A 15,142-nucleotide genomic window follows, 5' to 3' on the forward strand; every position below is an offset into this window, starting at 1 on the left:
AGAATTCCTCAACCAGGGTTGGACCCTGCAGGTCGCCTCGAATGGGCACAAGGGGATTCCCTCACCTCATTGCGATGTGGTACGTCGTCATCGACGGGAAGATTCACTTCACGACGTTCGCCAAGAGCCAGAAGGTCCTGAACCTCCGCCGCAATCCGAAGATCACGTGCATGCTCGAAGCGGGAAAGGGCTATGCCGAACTCAAAGGCCTGGTCATCGAGGGGGAAGCGGAACTCATCGACGACACCCCGTTCATAGCGAAAGTGATGGGCCTCGTGGGGGCGAAGTACAACGGAATCCCCGCGCCGACGGACACTCCTGAGGCTGCCCTCAAGGTCGCGAGCAAACGAGTCGTTGTGAAAGTGAATCCGGTCGACGTCTTCAGCTGGGACCATTCGAAGCTGGGCGGGCGCTACTAAGCGCGGTTGCTGCTATCGCGGGCGTTTGACGGCGAGGACGGCGGTCGCTTCAGCGCAGGTGAGCCCTCCCACGGACGCTCTTCCTGAGGCCTTCCTCAATCCGCCGTCGATGCCGTCGAGCGAGACCTCGAACGTGGCTGACTGGTGCAGCGGGACGGGCCGGAGGAAACGGACGCTGAGCTCGCTCGTGAAACACATGTCCTTGCCGTAGGCATCGAGGGCGCTAAAGAGGTAATCGAAGGCCTGCGCGATCGAGCCGCCGTGGGCCAAACCGCTGTGGCCCTCCTGGTCGGCGCCAAATACGACTGTCGCTGAGAACGTTTCTCCGGCCCTGGCCGCCGGTGCTGTGAACTGTGCAGGCGCGAGGATGCCCCTCACGGCGAAGACACCGCGGTTGCCGATACCCCAGAGGACGCTCGCCGGCGGCGCCTCTTTGATCCGGTCTCCAAAGCGCTCGACGATGCCCGCCCAGGTGTTCAGGTCCTCGGCTGAGGCATCGCGCTCGACGAAGGCTTCGAGAAGCTGCGAGAGCGCCACGCGAAGCCGTTCGCGCTCCATCGGGTGAGGATCGTGGTCCATCGACGCCCCCTGTTTTCACACCACGCCCGCGGGGACAGCGTTTCCAAGCTCCCGCGACGAACGAACGCCGCCGCCGTGGGGCAGGGCGGAAACCGACCTCAGCGCCGGCGCCAATCCGCCGCCGAAGGCATGTCCTTCATCCCGGCAGCCAGCATCACGCTCCTGAGAAGGGCAACCTCGACCGTCCTCGCCGCCAGCGCTCCGACGGTCAGGACATCGTTCGCCGGGATCTCGAGCGTGCCCATCGAGACCGCGAAGGCGATGTCGCCGTCGCCGATTGTGTGTGCAGGGACGACGGCGCGGGCGAAGCCATCGTGCGCCTGGGTGCAGATACGCTGGAGCTGGTGCGGTTCGAGCTTCGCGTTGGTGGCGACGCAGATCAGCGTGGTGTTCTCGCCCGGCGTCAGTTCGAACGCTTCGGTGCGGCGGGCCAACGCTTCGGGGAGCGGGAGAAACCTCCCCTTCGTCCCACGCGGGCCGGCAACGAGCTTGCCGGTATCGGGGTCGACAAGGGAGCCCACAGCGTTGGTGGCGACGAGAGCACCAACGACGATCCCGTTGGGGCCGAGGAGGCTAGCCGTCCCGAGGCCCCCCTTGAGGGCATGCTCGGCGCCGAGCAACTTGGCCACGGTCGCTCCCGTCCCCGCGCCCACGCTACCCTCGGCAACGGCTCCGCCCTTCGCGCGGGACGCTGCCCGGTAGCCGTCTTCGGCAGCCGGAGACGCGAACGGGTTCCCCAGGCCGAGGTCGTAGAGGACGGCAGCCGAGACGATGGGGATTGCCCGATGTGCCGTGGGGAAGCCGGCGCCTTTCTCCCCAAGCCAGCGCATCACGCCATCTGCCGCCGCGAGGCCAAACGCACTTCCACCGGTGAAGAGCACGGCATGGCACTTCCGCACCAGGTTCGAAAGGCCGAGGACATCCGTCTCGCGTGTGCCGGGCGCGCCACCACGAGTGTCGACGGCGGCTGCGGTGCTGGACTCGCAGAGGATCACGGTGCAGCCGGTGGCGTTGCGCCGGTCGGTGGAGTGACCAACGCGGATGCCGGGGACATCGGTGATGGCGTTGCGCGGTCCGGTCTGCCAGCCCGTCATTTCAGTGCGCTCGGCCCGCACCGCGGCGAGCGGCAACGTAGGACATGAGGAAGTCGCGAGCGATGGTGGAGATGTCAGCCGTTATGTCCGCGAGCGTAGTGGCGTCACCTTCAGAGGCGCCGAAGCTGGATGTGATGGGATCACCCTCACTATCTACTCCCGCGAGCCAGCACTCTTCGGCGACCTGCCGCTTCCCGAGATCAGGGATGAGGAGCATCGGGTTGCCGGTCTCGGCGGCCGCGACGAGCCCACCGAGCTCGCCCAGTTCCGGCTGGGCGCGGAGCATCTGGGCCGCGGGCAGGGCATCTTCGCCGAGCGCCAATTCGCGCAGCATTTGTTCCGGCGAAATGGTGGCCGCGCGCTGGACGAAGACGAGCCAGCCAGCATGGCCGGGGAGGGGGCGCAGCAGCGAGCGCGCGACGCTATGCGTCCGGTCGGAAAGCGCTTCGTAGACGGCGGCGAGGCGGCGGCAAGCTTCCGCAAGCTCCAGCGCGATGAGGCCGGCAAGGATCGCCCGGTCTCCTGATTCCGAGAAAACGAGGGCTCGGAGTGCCGCATCGGCGGCCATCTGGGGCTTGCGGACGGCCGACCTCGCGTAGGCCTCGACGAAACCGAGTTCGGTCATGTTGCCGGGAAAGGAGACGGCCGGTGTCGCCACGGGTGGCATTGTCTTTGGCGCGTACCGGGTTGTCGAACGAGCCAGCCGGCCGGTGCAGTCAGCGGACGGGCCAGAGAGCCGCGCGGATGGCCGCAGCGACGGAGGAGTCGCCGGCGGGCTGGCGCATCCCCTTTTCGATCCGCGAAGAGGCCAACCTGAGCGCACTGGACGTCGAGTCATCCCCGAGGTTCGTGATGAGCTGGCGGGGCAGTTCGAGCAGCCAGCCGATGCCCCAGAGGATGCCGAGGAGGTCGATAAGGTCCGCAGCCGTATCCGGCGCGACATCGCGGTGGCGAGCGTAGGCGGCGGCGAGCGCCCGCCGGCCGGGCGCTTCGAGGCCAGAGGTCAGGAGGAAGGCCGCGACATCGAAGTACTGCGGTCCGTGTCCGGCGGTCGAAAAATCGGTCAGCCAGGCCTTACCGGGTGCAAGGAGAACGTTTGCCGCGACGGCATTGCGGTGGGCGAACCCGAACGGCGAGGCGAGAAGGTAGGCGTGCGCCTCGAGCAGGGGCTCCCGTGCCGGCTCGCGCTCGATGGAGGAGAAGCCGAGACGGTGGAGGGGCACTTCGGCAGCGGGGCAAAGGTCGCCGGGATTACGATCCCAGTCCGCACCTTCACGGAGCGGGAGGGCATGGAGCGCGGCAAAGGCCGCCATTGCCGCCTCAGCGGAACCGGGCGGTGGGACGAGTTGCATCGCCGTGGCACCAGGGACGGCTTCCTCGATAGTCGCGTTGGCGACCATGGCGAGGAGGCGTGGCGCATGCGCAAAGCCGCAACGCGCCAGCGCCTCGGCGACGGCCGCGTGGTTCCGGGCGGCGTCCGGGTCGGCTGCTTCGCGGATGACGGCTTCGATGGGGGAGTCTCCCCCGGCTGAGAGCAAGACCGGGCTCCAGGGCGACTCTCCGAGCGGCTCCCAATGCGCGGGCACGTCCACTGGAAGTCCGAGAGCGGCGAGGACCTGGGCTTCGTCAACCAACCGGGGCCGCCTTCACGCGGGCCTTCGGCTGGCAGCGAGGACAGAAGTGGGTCGCGCGGCCACCGACAACCGTCCGCTGAATCGTGCTTCCGCAGCGGTAGCAGGGCTTCCCTGTCCTCCGAAAGACCTGGACGTGCATGTGTTGCGAACCCTTCTCTCCCTGGCCGTCGACGTAATCTTTGAAGCTCGCGCCGCGATTCTCGATGCCGCGTTCGAGGACGCTGCGGGACGAGGCAAACAGGCGCTTCGTCGCCGCTGGCGAAACTTTCCGGGCGGGGGTATCGGGGCGGATGCGCGCCTCGTAGAGCGCTTCATCGACGTAGATGTTGCCGAGGCCGGCGAAACGGCGCTGGTCGAGGAGGACAGCTTTCACTGGCGCTGTACGGTTGGCGAGACGGGCGCGGAACTCCTTCAGCGTGAGCGAATCGTCGATCGGTTCGGGGCCGAGCTTGCCGACGACTTCGGCGACTGATTCGTGGAGGCGCCAGGTGCCGAACTTCCGCAGGTCGGCCCAGCGCAGGTCGTACCCGTTGTCGAGCTCGATCACGGCTCGCTGGAATTGCTCGGCCGGGGCGTCGTGGGGGCGCCAGACCAGGCGCCCGGTCATGCGGAGGTGTACGACGAAGACGCGGCCATCGTCGAGCGAGAACATGAGGTACTTTCCGCGGCGGCCGATGGCCGTCACGGTCCGGCCGACGAGGTTCGCGCGGAGCGTCTCGATGGGCGCCCCGGCGAGCAGGTGGATGGTGGCGGGGTCGACCTCCACACCGGTGATGCGGCGGCCGGCGACGAGCGGTTCCAGGTCGCGGCGGATGGTCTCGACTTCGGGGAGTTCGGGCACGTGATCGATTGTCGATTCTGGGTTTGCGAGTGTCGATTTGCACCTCGTGCGTATTCCCTGTTCGCTGTGCCGTGTGATCACGCACCTGCAGGGTAATCTCGCGCGAATGGACCCGAGCGGCCCGACCGTGGAAGTCGATGTCCAGGGAGTGCGCTACGAGGTACTGGTACCGATCGTGCTCTGGCCGGAGATCCAGGGGATCGCAGGAGAGAGTGACCTCGCGGGAGGAGGCGGGCCGTCCATCGGGCTGCATATCTTCTACCACGCGACAGCGAACAACCCGACACCCGTCCTGGTGGGGTTCTTGAGGCGGGCCGAGCGCGAGTTCTTCCGGAAGTTCACGACGGTTGAAGGGATCGGGCCGGCAAAGGCCGCCAAGGCGATGAACATCTCGGTGAGCACGATCGCGCGGGCGATCGAGCAGGAAGACCGGGCGGTACTTTCGAAGATGCCGGGTATCGGACCGCGCAGTGCCGACAAGATCATCGCCACACTGCGCGGCAAGCTCATCGCGGAAGCAGCGATGCACGACGGCGGCGTCGCCCAACCGGTGGACGCGGCCAAAATGGAGAACAAGCGCACCGTGGCGGATGCGGTGGAAACGATCGCTGCCCTCGGGTATTCGCGGGGCGATGCGAAGCGGATGGTCGAGGACGTGATTTCGGGTTCTCCCGAGCTGAGTTCAGTGGAGGAGATCACCCTCGCAGTGTTGCGGCGCCTGGACACCCGGCCTTAATCGTCACTCGCGTGCACGGGCTCCCCGAGGCACGATGACCGGGTGACCGAACCGAAATCGCTGGAAGACATCGTCGAGCCGGAACCGCTTCAGGGGGCCACGCAGACGAGCGGCCCGGTGTATGTGAAGGACCCCCCGGCGTGGAGCTACTTCCTCACTCCGGCCGCGCTGATACTCGGCTCGATCGTCATTGCGGCCACCATCTGGTGGACGCGAGACGACAGTTCGGGCCCGGGATCCACGTTCGACGGCGCCCCGGCCGCGGACGCCATTTCGAGCGTGCCGACGGCTTCGCCAGCTGCCTCGGCGCCTGCGGGCCTCCTCGATACGATGAAGAACTACGCCCGGCAGACCGGTCTCAACGAGGCGGCATTCTCGCAATGTCTCGGCGACTCCGCGAACGTCGCCGAGTTGAACGGCGACTTGCAAGAAGGAAAGGACCTCGGTGTCACGGGTACCCCGACGTTCTTCGTCAACAACAAGATGCTCGTCGGTGCGCAGCCCACCGCGATCCTGGAGGAGATCATCCAGGCCGAACTGAAGGGCAGCCCCACGACTCTCGAAGGGTACTCGGCAGCGGTTCGTGAACTCGCTGCCGCCGGCCGGTTTTCCATCGTCGCAAAGAAGCCGGACATCACGGGGGCGGCCATTGAGGGAAACCCAGGCGCGAAGGTGGTGGTTGCGGAGTACAGCGACTTTCAATGCCCGTTCTGCAAGCAGTGGACGGACACCTCGCTGAAGGCTGTTCGAGCGAAACTCGGCAACGACGTTGCCCTCGCTTTCCTGCACTTTCCGATCGTCCAGATTCACCCCAACGCCGGGAACGCCAGCCTCGTAGCCATTTGCGCGGGGAAGCAGGGGAAGTTCTGGCCAATGCACGACCTGCTGTTTGCACGGCAGACCGAGTGGGCGGCCCTCAAGTAGCTCCGGCCTATCCGGCCGCGTCCGAGACCTCGGTCGTCTCCAGGCGTTCGAGGATGTAGCGGACCACCCGACCCGTCCGGTCCATGCCGGCGCTGCAGTGGACGAGGACGGGCTTCGGCAGGTTCTGGAACGACTCCCACGCGTGTTCGTATTCGTCGAGGGTGAACGGGTGCGTTTGCTGGTCCGCGGTGGGAATGTGGCAGACGTCGAAGCCTTCGCTCCGGTAGCGGCTGAGCAGGCCTTCCGGCGTTGCCTTTCGATAGAGCCACAGCTGGTCGTTGCCGATCAGGCAGATGACCGAGCGGATGCCGAAGCTACGTGCCTCTTCGATCCATGAATCGACGACGTGGTCGTGGACGGTCAACTCTGGGCCTGGTGAGAATCCGGGACGAGGACTTGTCGCGATTAGGCCTTCGAGCACCCAGTTCGGCATTGCTCCTGTAGTCTATCGCGACTCCCTGCGATGGCGCCCGGACCCTCTGGGCGGGAAAGGACGTTCGGGTGGACTACTCCCGGTACCAGCACCTTCTTGTCGAGGTGGCGGGCGCGGTCGCGACCGTCACGATCAATCGGCCGGAGGTCTTCAACGCCACGAACGACGTCCTCCACCGCGAACTGACGACCATCTGGAGAGACCTCGCAGAGGATCCCGAGGTGCGGGTCGCGATCGTCACCGGGGCGGGAGACCAGGCCTTTTCCGCGGGTGGGGACCTCAGTGACATCGGGGCGCGAGCGGTCCTCCCCGCACAGGAGCGCTTCGAAGCCGTGATGCGGGTAATGCGCGAAGCCGAGGCAATCGTCTACGAGATGATGAACTGCGAGAAGATCATCATCTCGGCAATCAACGGCGTGGCTGTGGGAGCGGGGCTCACCGTTGCGCTGATGGCCGACATCTCGGTAATGGCGGAAGAAGCGCGGCTCACCGACGGACACGCGCGCCTCGGCGTGGCCGCCGGCGACCACGCCGCGATCATCTGGCCGCTCCTCTGTGGGATGGCGAAAGCGAAGTACTACCTGCTCACCTGCGATTTCATCGATGGGCGCGAAGCGGAGCGAATCGGGCTGGTAAGTAAGGTGACGCCGAGGGCACAACTTCTTCCCGAGTGCCTGGCGATTGCGGAGAAGCTGGCTGCCGGGCCCCAGCATGCGCTCCGTGCCACGAAGAAGTCGCTGAACCAGTGGCTGCGCCTGGGCGGCATCACCGCGTTCGACTACTCGCTCGCGCTTGAAATGCTCGGGTTCTTCAGCGACGCCCCGGCCGAGGGGGCGCGGGCGATCGTGGAGAAACGCCCACCACGGTTCGGTTAGGACGCCGGACCGGTGGCCGCGGAACCCGGCGGCCCGCGGACAGGGCGACGGTGCTTGCCACCTCGGTTGGCCATCCCCTACTATTGTTGACAGAGTTACTCGACTTTATCAGGAGTAGCTTGTTGGAAGGCAGCTGGTTAGCCAAATGCGCGTCTCGACCCGAAGCGACTACGGCCTCCGCGCTCTCATCGAGCTCGCGGGTCACTATGGCCGCGGCCCGCTCCAGTCGTCGGAGATCGCTCTGCGCCGCCACATTCCGGAGCAGTACCTCGACCAGCTCCTGACGTCGCTGAGGAAGAGCGGTTTCATCCGCTCGGTGCGCGGGCCATCGGGCGGGCATGAACTCGTGCGCCCTCCGCAGGAGATCTCTGTGCGCGAGGTGATCGCGTCTCTCGAGGGAACGTTGTCGCCCGTGTCGTGGCTCGATGAGCCGCCAGAGCTGACAGACCACCCGCACCACTGCGGCCAGCGGGAAATCTGGGAGCGCATCCGCAACGCGACTACGGAGATCCTGGAGTCTTATTCGGTGGCCGACCTCCTCGAACGGGAGCCGACGGCCGTGAGCGGAAGGTGGGTGATATGACCGCCCCGGTTGCGCGGCCCGCGATCGCCGAGTCGGTGCTCGACCTCATCGGGGCGACCCCTCTGGTGCGCCTGAAGCGGGTCATCCCGCAGGACGCCGCGGCGGTCCTTGGGAAGATGGAAAGCTTGAACCCCGGCGGGAGCGTGAAGGACCGAATCGCGCTGGCGATGATTGAAGACGCAGAGCGTTCGGGCCGCTTGAAGCCCGACTCCGTGATCGTCGAGCCGACTTCCGGGAACACTGGCATCGGGCTCGCGCTGGTGGCGGCCGTGAAGGGCTATCGCATCATCCTGACGATGCCGGAAGACATGTCGATCGAGCGGCGCAGACTGCTGGAACGCTACGGCGCCGAGCTCGTTTTGACCCCTGCGATCGAAGGCATGACCGGGGCCGTCTTCGCCGCCCAGGAGCTGTGCAGGGAGAACGCCTCGTACTTCATGCCGCAGCAGTTCGAGAACCCCTCGAACCCTGAGGTCCACCACCGGACGACGGCGCGGGAGATCCTGGATGCCACGGGTGGACGGATCGATGCATTCGTTGCCGGGGTGGGGACGGGCGGGACGATTACCGGGGTCGGGAAGTTGCTGCGCGAACAGATCGGCAAAGGCGTCCTGATCGTCGCCGTGGAGCCCGCACGATCGCCCGTCTTGAGCGGGGGCCGCGCGGGTATGCACGGGATCCAGGGCATCGGAGCAAGCTTCGTGCCGGGAGTACTGGACCGCGGTGTCTACGACGAGATCATGCGCATCGAGGACAAGGATGCGATGGCCTTCAGCCGCCGCCTGGCGCGGGAAGAGGGCCTGCTCGCGGGCATCTCCGCGGGTGCGAACGTGTTCGCAGCGCGGAAGGTCGCGGAGAAGCTCGGCGCCGGGAAAACCGTGGTCACCATCATCTGTGATACGGGGGAGCGTTACCTCAGTGTCAACATGTAAGTGAGAGCATTTTCCACCGTGCACGAGGTTGTGCGGGGTGGGTTTCAATGTGCAACGATGGATCGCCGCCGAAGGAGGGCCACCATGTCAGTTAACGTGTATATCCCCACGCCGTTCCGGCACCTGGTCGGGAACCGGGCGAACGTGAAAGCCACCGGCGCAACCGTTTCGGACCTCCTGAAGGACCTGGATACGCAATTCCCGGGATTCAAAGCCCAGGTGGTGGATAGCAGTGGCGAGCGCGCGCCACACATCAACATCTACGTGAACCAGGTGGAAATCGAGAATCTCCAGGGCGAATCGACGGCGCTGCAGGACGGTGACGAAGTGGCCGTCATCCCCGCACTCGCGGGCGGCGCGCCGACGGTGATGACGCCGGAGATGGTGGAGCGCTACAGCCGCCACCTGATCATGCCCCAGGTCGGCAGCGCCGGTCAGCGAAAGATCATCGAAGCGAAGGTGCTGATGATCGGAGCAGGTGGGCTGGGTTCGCCGGTAGCGCTCTACCTCGCCCTCGCCGGCGTCGGGACGATCGGCATCGTGGACTTCGACGTTGTGGACCGTTCGAACCTCCAGCGCCAAATCCTGCACCAGACGGCCGACATTGGTAAGCCGAAAGTGCAGTCCGCAAGCGAAACCCTCCTGGCGCACAACTCGAATGTGAATGTGGTCACTCACGAGGCGCCGATCACGAGCGACAACGCGTTCGAGATCATCTCGCAGTACGACATCGTGGTGAACGGCGCGGACAACTTTGCGACGCGTTACCTGGTCAACGATGCCTGCTACCTGTTGAAGAAGCCGCTCGTGGACGGCTCGATCCTGATGTTCGACGGGCAGGCCACGACATACCTGCCGGGGAAGGGCTGCTACCGCTGCCTGTATCCGGCGCCGCCGCCGCCGGGCCTCGTGCCGAGCTGCGCGGAAGCGGGCGTCCTCGGGGCCATGTGCTCGACCATCGGAAGCATACAGGCGACCGAGGTGCTGAAGCTCGTCCTCGAAGTTGGCGAGCCGCTGGTGAACCGGCTGCTCCTTTACGATGCCCTCTCACTCGAGTTCCGCATCGTGAAGGTCCGCAAGGACCCGGAGTGCCCGCTGTGCGGCGACAACCCGACGATCAGCGAGCTGATCGACTACGAGCAGTTCTGCGGTTCGCCAATCCCCCACCGCGACGACCCGACCGGCGGTTGAAAGGGCAGCTGCCCCACCGCTTCGCCACTTATTGAAGGAGAACCTGCACCTATGACGAGTGCGACCGCCCCAACAATCAATGTCCGTGTGACCGCCGTCCTGCAGAAGGTGACCGGCGGGCAGAAGACCGTCGAGGCCAGCGGCTCGACGGTCTCGGAGGTGTTCAACGACATCGACGCCAGGTACCCGGGCTTCAAGGCCCAGGTCTACGGGCCAGATGGGAAGCTGCATCGCTTCGTGAACATCTACCTGAACGACGAGGACATCCGCTACACGGGCGGAGTCGAAACGGCGCTCAAAGCCGGGGACACACTTGATGTGCTTCCCGCGCTGGCGGGCGGCTGTTAGAAACGGGAGACCACGCCGCGTGACGCTTTACCGCTCCGTCATCGAGATGATCGGCAACACGCCGATCGTTGAGTTGCGCTCGTTCGCACCGCGGGCCGATGTCCATATTTACGCGAAGCTCGAGGGCCAGAACCCGACGGGCTCGGTGAAGGACCGGATCGCGAAGTACATGATCGAAGCGGGAGAACGCTCGGGAGAGTTGAAACCCGGCGCAACGATCCTCGAGCCGACCTCTGGAAACACGGGCATTGGCCTCGCGATGATCGGTAAGGTGAAGGGCTACAAGGTTGTCTGCGTGATGCCGGAGAGCGTGAGCGAAGAACGCACGTTTCTGCTGAAGGCGTACGGCGCGGAGATCATCTACACGCCCGGCGACCTGGGCTCGAACGGGTCCATTGCGAAAGCGAAGGAGATCGTTGCCGAGAACCCGGGCAAGTACTACTTCCCCTACCAGTACGGAAACGCTGCGAACCCGAGGGCGCACTACGAAACGACAGGCCCAGAGATCCTCCGCGACTTGCCGCAGACGACGGTGTTCGTCGCCGGGTTGGGGACGGGTGGCACACTAACGGGGACGGGCCGCTACCTGAAGGACCAGAAGCCGGGCATCCGCGTGATCGCGGCTGCGCCCCATCCCGGGGACCTCGTCCAGGGCCTGCGAGCACTGGAAGAGGGCTTTATCCCGCCGATCTTTGATGAGACGGTGCTGGACGGGAAGATCGTGGTCGACAGCCGGAGCAGTTTCGCGATGTCGAAAGACCTGACCCAGAGGGAAGGCCTTTTCGTCGGCATCAGTTGCGGGGCCGTCGTGCGTGCGGCGGTGAAGGCGGCGGAGCGACTCGAAGGTGAGCAGCACATCGTTTGCCTGCTGGCAGACGGCGGCTGGAAGTACCTCTCTTCCAACCTCTGGACGACCGAATGGGAAGACCAGCCGGACGATGTGGAGAGCAAGATCTGGTGGTAGCAGGATCGCTCGGCTGCGTTCCTTACGATGGCGGCTGCAGGGTCTGTTTCGGACCGATTGGCGGGAGACAAATCGTCTACTGCTCCGTGAAATGCCGCCGGCTCTTCTACCGCAACCACCAGTGGATGTGGGCACGCCGTGCCGCGAAGATCAGGGCGCGGCGACGGGTGGAAGGAAGGCTGCTCCCGGGCTGGAAGTGCGCTCGCTGCGGCGATGTCACCTTTGAACCAGAGGTGAACCACATCGTGCCGCTCAACGGGGATCGACCGAACCTCTCCTGCGGGCACCACCAGGCCAATCTCGAAGTGCTGTGCCGCAAGCCCTGCCACGTGGAGGCGACAGCGGAGCAGCGGGCCGCCGGGCTGATCAGGACGAAGCAGAACTGACGGCCCGAAGGCCTCAGTCGATCCGCCTGGCCGAGCGGTGGAACCGGCCAACGACCTCTGGGTCCGGGATGACCGAGACGCGCGACTTGTCTTTCCCGGTGTAGTCGAAGGCTGAGAGCACGTAGCGGATGCTCTCCAGCCGGGCCGCGCGCTTATCGTTCGCCTTCACGATGATCCAGGGGCTGAAGCTCGTGTGCGTCAGGCTGAACATCCGCTCCTTGTAGCGGGTGTAATCATCCCAGAGTTCCTGGCCGCGTTCATCGATGGGGCTGAGCTTCCATTGCTTCAACGGGTTGTTTCGTCGCGAGTCGAAGCGGGCACCCTGGACCTCCTTGGAGATGGAGAACCAGAACTTCACGATCTCCACGCCGTCTTCGACGAGCATGTGTTCAAACTCGGGGGTCTGGCGCATGAATCGTTCGTACTGGTCCGGGTCACAGAAACCCATGACCGGTTCGACGACAGCGCGGTTGTACCAGGACCGATCGAAGAAGACGATTTCGCCGCGGTTGGGGAGCTGACGCATGTAGCGCTGGAAGTACCACTGCCCGGTTTCGTCGTCGGTCGGCTTGGGAAGCGCGACGACGCGGATCGCGCGCGGGTTAAGGTGCTCGATGAAGCGGCGGATGGTTCCGCCCTTGCCGGCAGCGTCACGGCCTTCGAAAAGGATTGCGACGCGCCGTCCGGAGTCCTGGATCCAGCGCTGCAGCTTCACGAGTTCGATCTGGAGGCTCTCGAGCTCGAACTCGTATTGCATCGCGCGCTTCACGCGCGAGACGTTCACGTTTTTCGTCCGGAGCAGTTGGATGAATTCGCGGGAGGTATGGAGGTCGCTCAGTTCTTCGCGGAGGACCACCTGATCGGGCATCGGGCTCCAGGAGGTGGAGTGGATCGCGTCGGCGATCTCCCGGAGCTTCTCATCGGGAAGGTCTGCCTCCTCGGGCAGGACTGCGCGGAGAACGCCGAGAAGCTCTCGTTTCAAGGAGTCGGCCGGGACGATTTCACCGTTTCGCGCGGGGCCGGTCCGGTTGATGCTGTGGAGAGTGGCGTGTGTCATGCAGTTTACCTGGCGGCTCGAAGTGAAAATGTGGCCGACCGCCATAATCTTCGGCAGATCAAAGGGAAAGTTCATGGCCTTAAGGACAGAGAGTTGTGTCCCGAGGGGGCCGGTAGGGCACGGCGCCTCGCAGGGGGTGCTGAACTTCGTCTCGCAAGCCAGGTCGCTGGCCACCAAAAGATCTGTTGACACGGTGATCCATAGCGGCGTAGGTTGCAATGGTATGGGTGTGTTGGTTGGCATCCATGGATAGAGACGGCGGCGCCACATAGCGCCGCCGTTTGCGCTTCTCGTGAGAAGGAGTTACCCGTCATGCAGTCGAGCTTGATTGGCAAGGTTGAGAAGGCAAAGGCCTACGCGGGCGAACGGCACCGCATGCAGATAGATGATCTGCACGTAGCTTTCCACGGCGAAAACAGCGACCACGAAGTCGCCCTGCACGAAGGCAAGTGGCGCTGCAATTGCGACTTCTTCGTAGCGTGGGGCTCCTGCAGCCACACGATGGCGCTGGCACGCGTGCTCGAGGGCATGGTCCCCGCGGCGGCAGTGCCGGAGCTGGTCACGGCTTGAGCCAGGCGGGCCGCACCGGCCCTCCCGGGTCGCGTGGCTGAGGCGTACTTCTAACTGGTTTCTCCCTGTTGAACGGGTTACTGAGGCCGAATTCGGGTTGTAGGATCCGGGCAACAAGGAGCGAGCTATGTTGCCACTCGGTTTCAGTTGGGGTGCGTTCTTCGTTTACGTTGCCGCCCTGATCTTCGTGACACTCGGCGGTGTCTGGGGGCTCATCGAGAGCCACCACCCGGCCTTCCTCGTCCCAATCCTCATTGGACTGTTCTACTTCTACCTGTGCTGGGAAGCGGTCGTGGAGGACGAGGACAACCCTACCGCCCCACCCGCGAGTAAGAATCACGGTTAAGCCAGGAGTTTGGCGAGACGCGGCGCTAACCGGTCAACCGCTAAGGTAGGCGCATGAAGTTCGGCAATATCCGAGTTGGTTCGCTGGCGGGCATCCCGATCCTGGTGAGTCCCAGCTGGTTCATCCTCTTTGGCCTGACGACATGGCTGCTGGCGACGCAGTTCTACCCGGATGCACTCGAAGGGGCGGGCCGCACCACGCATTACGCGATGGCCGTCGCCAGCGTCATCCTGTTCTTCGCCTCGATCGTCCTCCACGAACTCGCGCACAGCCTGGTCGCACGCGCCTACAACATCCCGGTGAAGAGCATCACGTTGTTCATCCTCGGCGGGGTCGCGCAGATCACGCGAGAGGCGGCGAAGCCGCTACACGAGTTGTTGATGGCGGCAGCCGGCCCGCTTACGAGCTTCCTGTTGACCGGCACTTTCTTCGGCGCATGGTTTGCGCTGGGAGCGAACGACACGCGCCCGGTGGACTATGTCCTGGTCTGGCTTGCACTCATGAACCTCATCCTGGGCGTCTTCAACCTGTTGCCGGCCTTCCCGATGGACGGCGGCCGCGTCTTCCGCTCGATCTGTTGGCTCATCACCGGCGACTACAGCAAGGCGACGAGTATCGCGGCGTGGACCGGGCGTGGATTCGCCGCGGCCGGGATCGCGTGCGGGCTGCTTGCCGTTGCGGGGCGCGACATGGTCATCGCCGATAGTGCGGCGAGCGGCGCCTGGATCATCTTCCTTGGCGTCTTCCTCGAAAATGCCGCGCGCAAGAGCCTGGCCCAGAACCGGCTCGTGAACGAGCTCCGGATGTACAAGGCCGAGGACGTGATGACGCCGAACCTGCCTGTCGTGGATGGCGGCCAGACCGTCGGGGCGCTCGCCCGAGGTGTCATCGAACTCAACCCCCGGGTCTGCTACATGATTTCCGATGAAGGGTCGCTCGCGGGACTGTTGAGCGGCTACGAACTGCGGGGTGTACCCGAGCGCGAGTGGGACAACGTCACCGCCCGCCAGGCGATGGTGCCGGCGGCCGAACTGCGGGCGACGGCACGCGAACGGCTGGTCTCTGATGTCCTCCTGGAAATGGAAACCGAGGACTTGTTCCACATGCCGGTTGTCGAGAACGGACGAGTAGTAGGCGTCATCGCCCGGGACCGGATCCTGAAACTCCTGGTACAGGCCGGTCTCGTGCCTTCCCGCACCTAAGCTTTGATTGGTGGGCGAGCGACCGCGA

General features: G+C 64.9%; 20 protein-coding genes. 13 read left to right on the forward strand and 7 right to left on the reverse strand.

Annotation, left to right across the window (positions count from 1 at the left end):
• Positions 1–41: 41 nt before the first annotated feature.
• The gene (locus IPG14_RS11735) at positions 42–419 is read left to right on the forward strand and encodes a pyridoxamine 5'-phosphate oxidase family protein (protein WP_343391959.1); all 378 of its coding nucleotides are present in this window, start codon (positions 42–44) and stop codon (positions 417–419) included.
• Positions 420–431: 12 nt separating this feature from the next.
• On the opposite strand, the gene IPG14_RS11740 is transcribed toward IPG14_RS11735, so the two are convergent.
• The 5 genes from IPG14_RS11740 to mutM all read right to left on the reverse strand — a co-directional run bounded on the left by IPG14_RS11740 (position 432) and on the right by mutM (position 4,567).
• On the reverse strand, positions 432–998 hold the full coding sequence (locus IPG14_RS11740) for a hotdog fold domain-containing protein (protein WP_343391960.1): 567 nt from the start codon (positions 996–998) through the stop codon (positions 432–434).
• A gap of 98 nt (positions 999–1,096) precedes the next feature.
• Entirely contained in the window at positions 1,097–2,092 is a 996-nt protein-coding gene (locus IPG14_RS11745; RefSeq protein ID WP_343391961.1) for a P1 family peptidase, read from the reverse strand.
• A 1-nt stretch (position 2,093) separates the two neighbouring features.
• The gene (locus IPG14_RS11750) at positions 2,094–2,750 is read right to left on the reverse strand and encodes a hypothetical protein (RefSeq protein ID WP_343391962.1); all 657 of its coding nucleotides are present in this window, start codon (positions 2,748–2,750) and stop codon (positions 2,094–2,096) included.
• 58 nt (positions 2,751–2,808) lie between these two features.
• Positions 2,809–3,726: a phosphotransferase gene (locus tag IPG14_RS11755; protein WP_343391963.1), complete on the reverse strand. Its 918-nt coding sequence runs from the start codon at positions 3,724–3,726 to the stop codon at positions 2,809–2,811.
• The gene (mutM, locus tag IPG14_RS11760; RefSeq protein ID WP_343391964.1) at positions 3,719–4,567 is read right to left on the reverse strand and encodes a bifunctional DNA-formamidopyrimidine glycosylase/DNA-(apurinic or apyrimidinic site) lyase; all 849 of its coding nucleotides are present in this window, start codon (positions 4,565–4,567) and stop codon (positions 3,719–3,721) included. The genes IPG14_RS11755 and mutM overlap by 8 nt, the downstream gene beginning before the upstream one ends.
• 73 nt (positions 4,568–4,640) lie before the next feature.
• On the opposite strand from mutM, the gene ruvA reads away from it, so the two are divergent.
• Both ruvA and IPG14_RS11770 read left to right on the forward strand, forming a co-directional pair.
• A complete protein-coding gene (gene ruvA, locus IPG14_RS11765) occupies positions 4,641–5,303 on the forward strand; it encodes a Holliday junction branch migration protein RuvA (protein ID WP_343387688.1) in 663 nt (220 codons plus the stop codon).
• Positions 5,304–5,345: 42 nt separating this feature from the next.
• Entirely contained in the window at positions 5,346–6,227 is an 882-nt protein-coding gene (locus IPG14_RS11770; RefSeq protein WP_343386619.1) for a thioredoxin domain-containing protein, read from the forward strand.
• Between the two features lie 7 nt (positions 6,228–6,234).
• On the opposite strand, the gene IPG14_RS11775 is transcribed toward IPG14_RS11770, so the two are convergent.
• Positions 6,235–6,660, reverse strand: a complete 426-nt coding sequence (locus tag IPG14_RS11775; RefSeq protein WP_343387686.1) for a tyrosine-protein phosphatase — start codon at positions 6,658–6,660, stop codon at positions 6,235–6,237.
• A 68-nt stretch (positions 6,661–6,728) separates the two neighbouring features.
• Here IPG14_RS11775 and IPG14_RS11780 point away from each other — a divergent pair, with 68 nt between their 5' ends.
• From IPG14_RS11780 to IPG14_RS11810, 7 genes are all read left to right on the forward strand, one after another.
• Positions 6,729–7,535, forward strand: coding sequence for an enoyl-CoA hydratase/isomerase family protein (locus IPG14_RS11780; protein ID WP_343386621.1), 807 nt, complete (start codon positions 6,729–6,731; stop codon positions 7,533–7,535).
• A 145-nt stretch (positions 7,536–7,680) separates the two neighbouring features.
• Positions 7,681–8,118: an Rrf2 family transcriptional regulator gene (locus IPG14_RS11785; protein ID WP_343386622.1), complete on the forward strand. Its 438-nt coding sequence runs from the start codon at positions 7,681–7,683 to the stop codon at positions 8,116–8,118.
• Positions 8,115–9,050 (forward strand): cysteine synthase A, encoded by a 936-nt coding sequence (cysK, locus tag IPG14_RS11790; protein WP_343387685.1) that lies wholly within the window; start codon positions 8,115–8,117, stop codon positions 9,048–9,050. The genes IPG14_RS11785 and cysK overlap by 4 nt, the downstream gene beginning before the upstream one ends.
• An 84-nt stretch (positions 9,051–9,134) precedes the next feature.
• Positions 9,135–10,241: a molybdopterin-synthase adenylyltransferase MoeB gene (gene moeB, locus IPG14_RS11795; RefSeq protein WP_343386624.1), complete on the forward strand. Its 1,107-nt coding sequence runs from the start codon at positions 9,135–9,137 to the stop codon at positions 10,239–10,241.
• A gap of 51 nt (positions 10,242–10,292) precedes the next feature.
• Positions 10,293–10,589, forward strand: coding sequence for a MoaD family protein (locus tag IPG14_RS11800; protein WP_343391965.1), 297 nt, complete (start codon positions 10,293–10,295; stop codon positions 10,587–10,589).
• Positions 10,590–10,608: 19 nt separating this feature from the next.
• A complete protein-coding gene (locus IPG14_RS11805; protein ID WP_343391966.1) occupies positions 10,609–11,553 on the forward strand; it encodes a cysteine synthase family protein in 945 nt (314 codons plus the stop codon).
• An 86-nt stretch (positions 11,554–11,639) separates the two neighbouring features.
• Complete coding sequence (locus IPG14_RS11810; RefSeq protein WP_343391967.1) at positions 11,640–11,939, forward strand: HNH endonuclease; 300 nt, start codon at positions 11,640–11,642, stop codon at positions 11,937–11,939.
• 13 nt (positions 11,940–11,952) lie between these two features.
• On the opposite strand, the gene ppk2 is transcribed toward IPG14_RS11810, so the two are convergent.
• Positions 11,953–12,807 (reverse strand): polyphosphate kinase 2, encoded by an 855-nt coding sequence (ppk2, locus tag IPG14_RS11815; RefSeq protein WP_343386715.1) that lies wholly within the window; start codon positions 12,805–12,807, stop codon positions 11,953–11,955.
• A 501-nt stretch (positions 12,808–13,308) separates the two neighbouring features.
• Between ppk2 and IPG14_RS11820 the strand changes: the two genes are divergently transcribed.
• The 3 genes from IPG14_RS11820 to IPG14_RS11830 all read left to right on the forward strand — a co-directional run bounded on the left by IPG14_RS11820 (position 13,309) and on the right by IPG14_RS11830 (position 15,114).
• Positions 13,309–13,566 carry a hypothetical protein gene (locus IPG14_RS11820; protein ID WP_343386628.1) on the forward strand — a complete coding sequence of 86 codons (258 nt, stop codon included), beginning with the start codon at positions 13,309–13,311 and terminating at the stop codon, positions 13,564–13,566.
• A gap of 127 nt (positions 13,567–13,693) precedes the next feature.
• Positions 13,694–13,912, forward strand: coding sequence for a hypothetical protein (locus IPG14_RS11825; protein ID WP_343386629.1), 219 nt, complete (start codon positions 13,694–13,696; stop codon positions 13,910–13,912).
• 53 nt (positions 13,913–13,965) lie between these two features.
• Complete coding sequence (locus IPG14_RS11830) at positions 13,966–15,114, forward strand: site-2 protease family protein (protein WP_343386630.1); 1,149 nt, start codon at positions 13,966–13,968, stop codon at positions 15,112–15,114.
• The last annotated feature ends 28 nt before the right edge of the window (positions 15,115–15,142 follow it).

The sequence above is a fragment of the Candidatus Amarobacter glycogenicus genome (assembly GCF_016704105.1).
Taxonomy (GTDB): domain Bacteria; phylum Chloroflexota; class Dehalococcoidia; order Tepidiformales; family Tepidiformaceae; genus Amarobacter; species Amarobacter glycogenicus.

Coding starts and splice junctions, on each gene's coding strand:
- IPG14_RS11775 (WP_343387686.1), bottom strand. CDS start 6,660: ATGCCGAACTGGGTGCTCGAAGGCCTAATCGCGACAAGTCCTCGTCCC.
- IPG14_RS11830 (WP_343386630.1), top strand. CDS start 13,966: ATGAAGTTCGGCAATATCCGAGTTGGTTCGCTGGCGGGCATCCCGATC.
- IPG14_RS11825 (WP_343386629.1), top strand. CDS start 13,694: ATGTTGCCACTCGGTTTCAGTTGGGGTGCGTTCTTCGTTTACGTTGCC.
- IPG14_RS11785 (WP_343386622.1), top strand. CDS start 7,681: ATGCGCGTCTCGACCCGAAGCGACTACGGCCTCCGCGCTCTCATCGAG.
- ppk2 (WP_343386715.1), bottom strand. CDS start 12,807: ATGCCCGATCAGGTGGTCCTCCGCGAAGAACTGAGCGACCTCCATACC.
- IPG14_RS11735 (WP_343391959.1), top strand. CDS start 42: ATGGGCACAAGGGGATTCCCTCACCTCATTGCGATGTGGTACGTCGTC.
- moeB (WP_343386624.1), top strand. CDS start 9,135: ATGTCAGTTAACGTGTATATCCCCACGCCGTTCCGGCACCTGGTCGGG.
- IPG14_RS11745 (WP_343391961.1), bottom strand. CDS start 2,092: ATGACGGGCTGGCAGACCGGACCGCGCAACGCCATCACCGATGTCCCC.
- IPG14_RS11800 (WP_343391965.1), top strand. CDS start 10,293: ATGACGAGTGCGACCGCCCCAACAATCAATGTCCGTGTGACCGCCGTC.
- cysK (WP_343387685.1), top strand. CDS start 8,115: ATGACCGCCCCGGTTGCGCGGCCCGCGATCGCCGAGTCGGTGCTCGAC.
- IPG14_RS11820 (WP_343386628.1), top strand. CDS start 13,309: ATGCAGTCGAGCTTGATTGGCAAGGTTGAGAAGGCAAAGGCCTACGCG.
- IPG14_RS11740 (WP_343391960.1), bottom strand. CDS start 998: ATGGACCACGATCCTCACCCGATGGAGCGCGAACGGCTTCGCGTGGCG.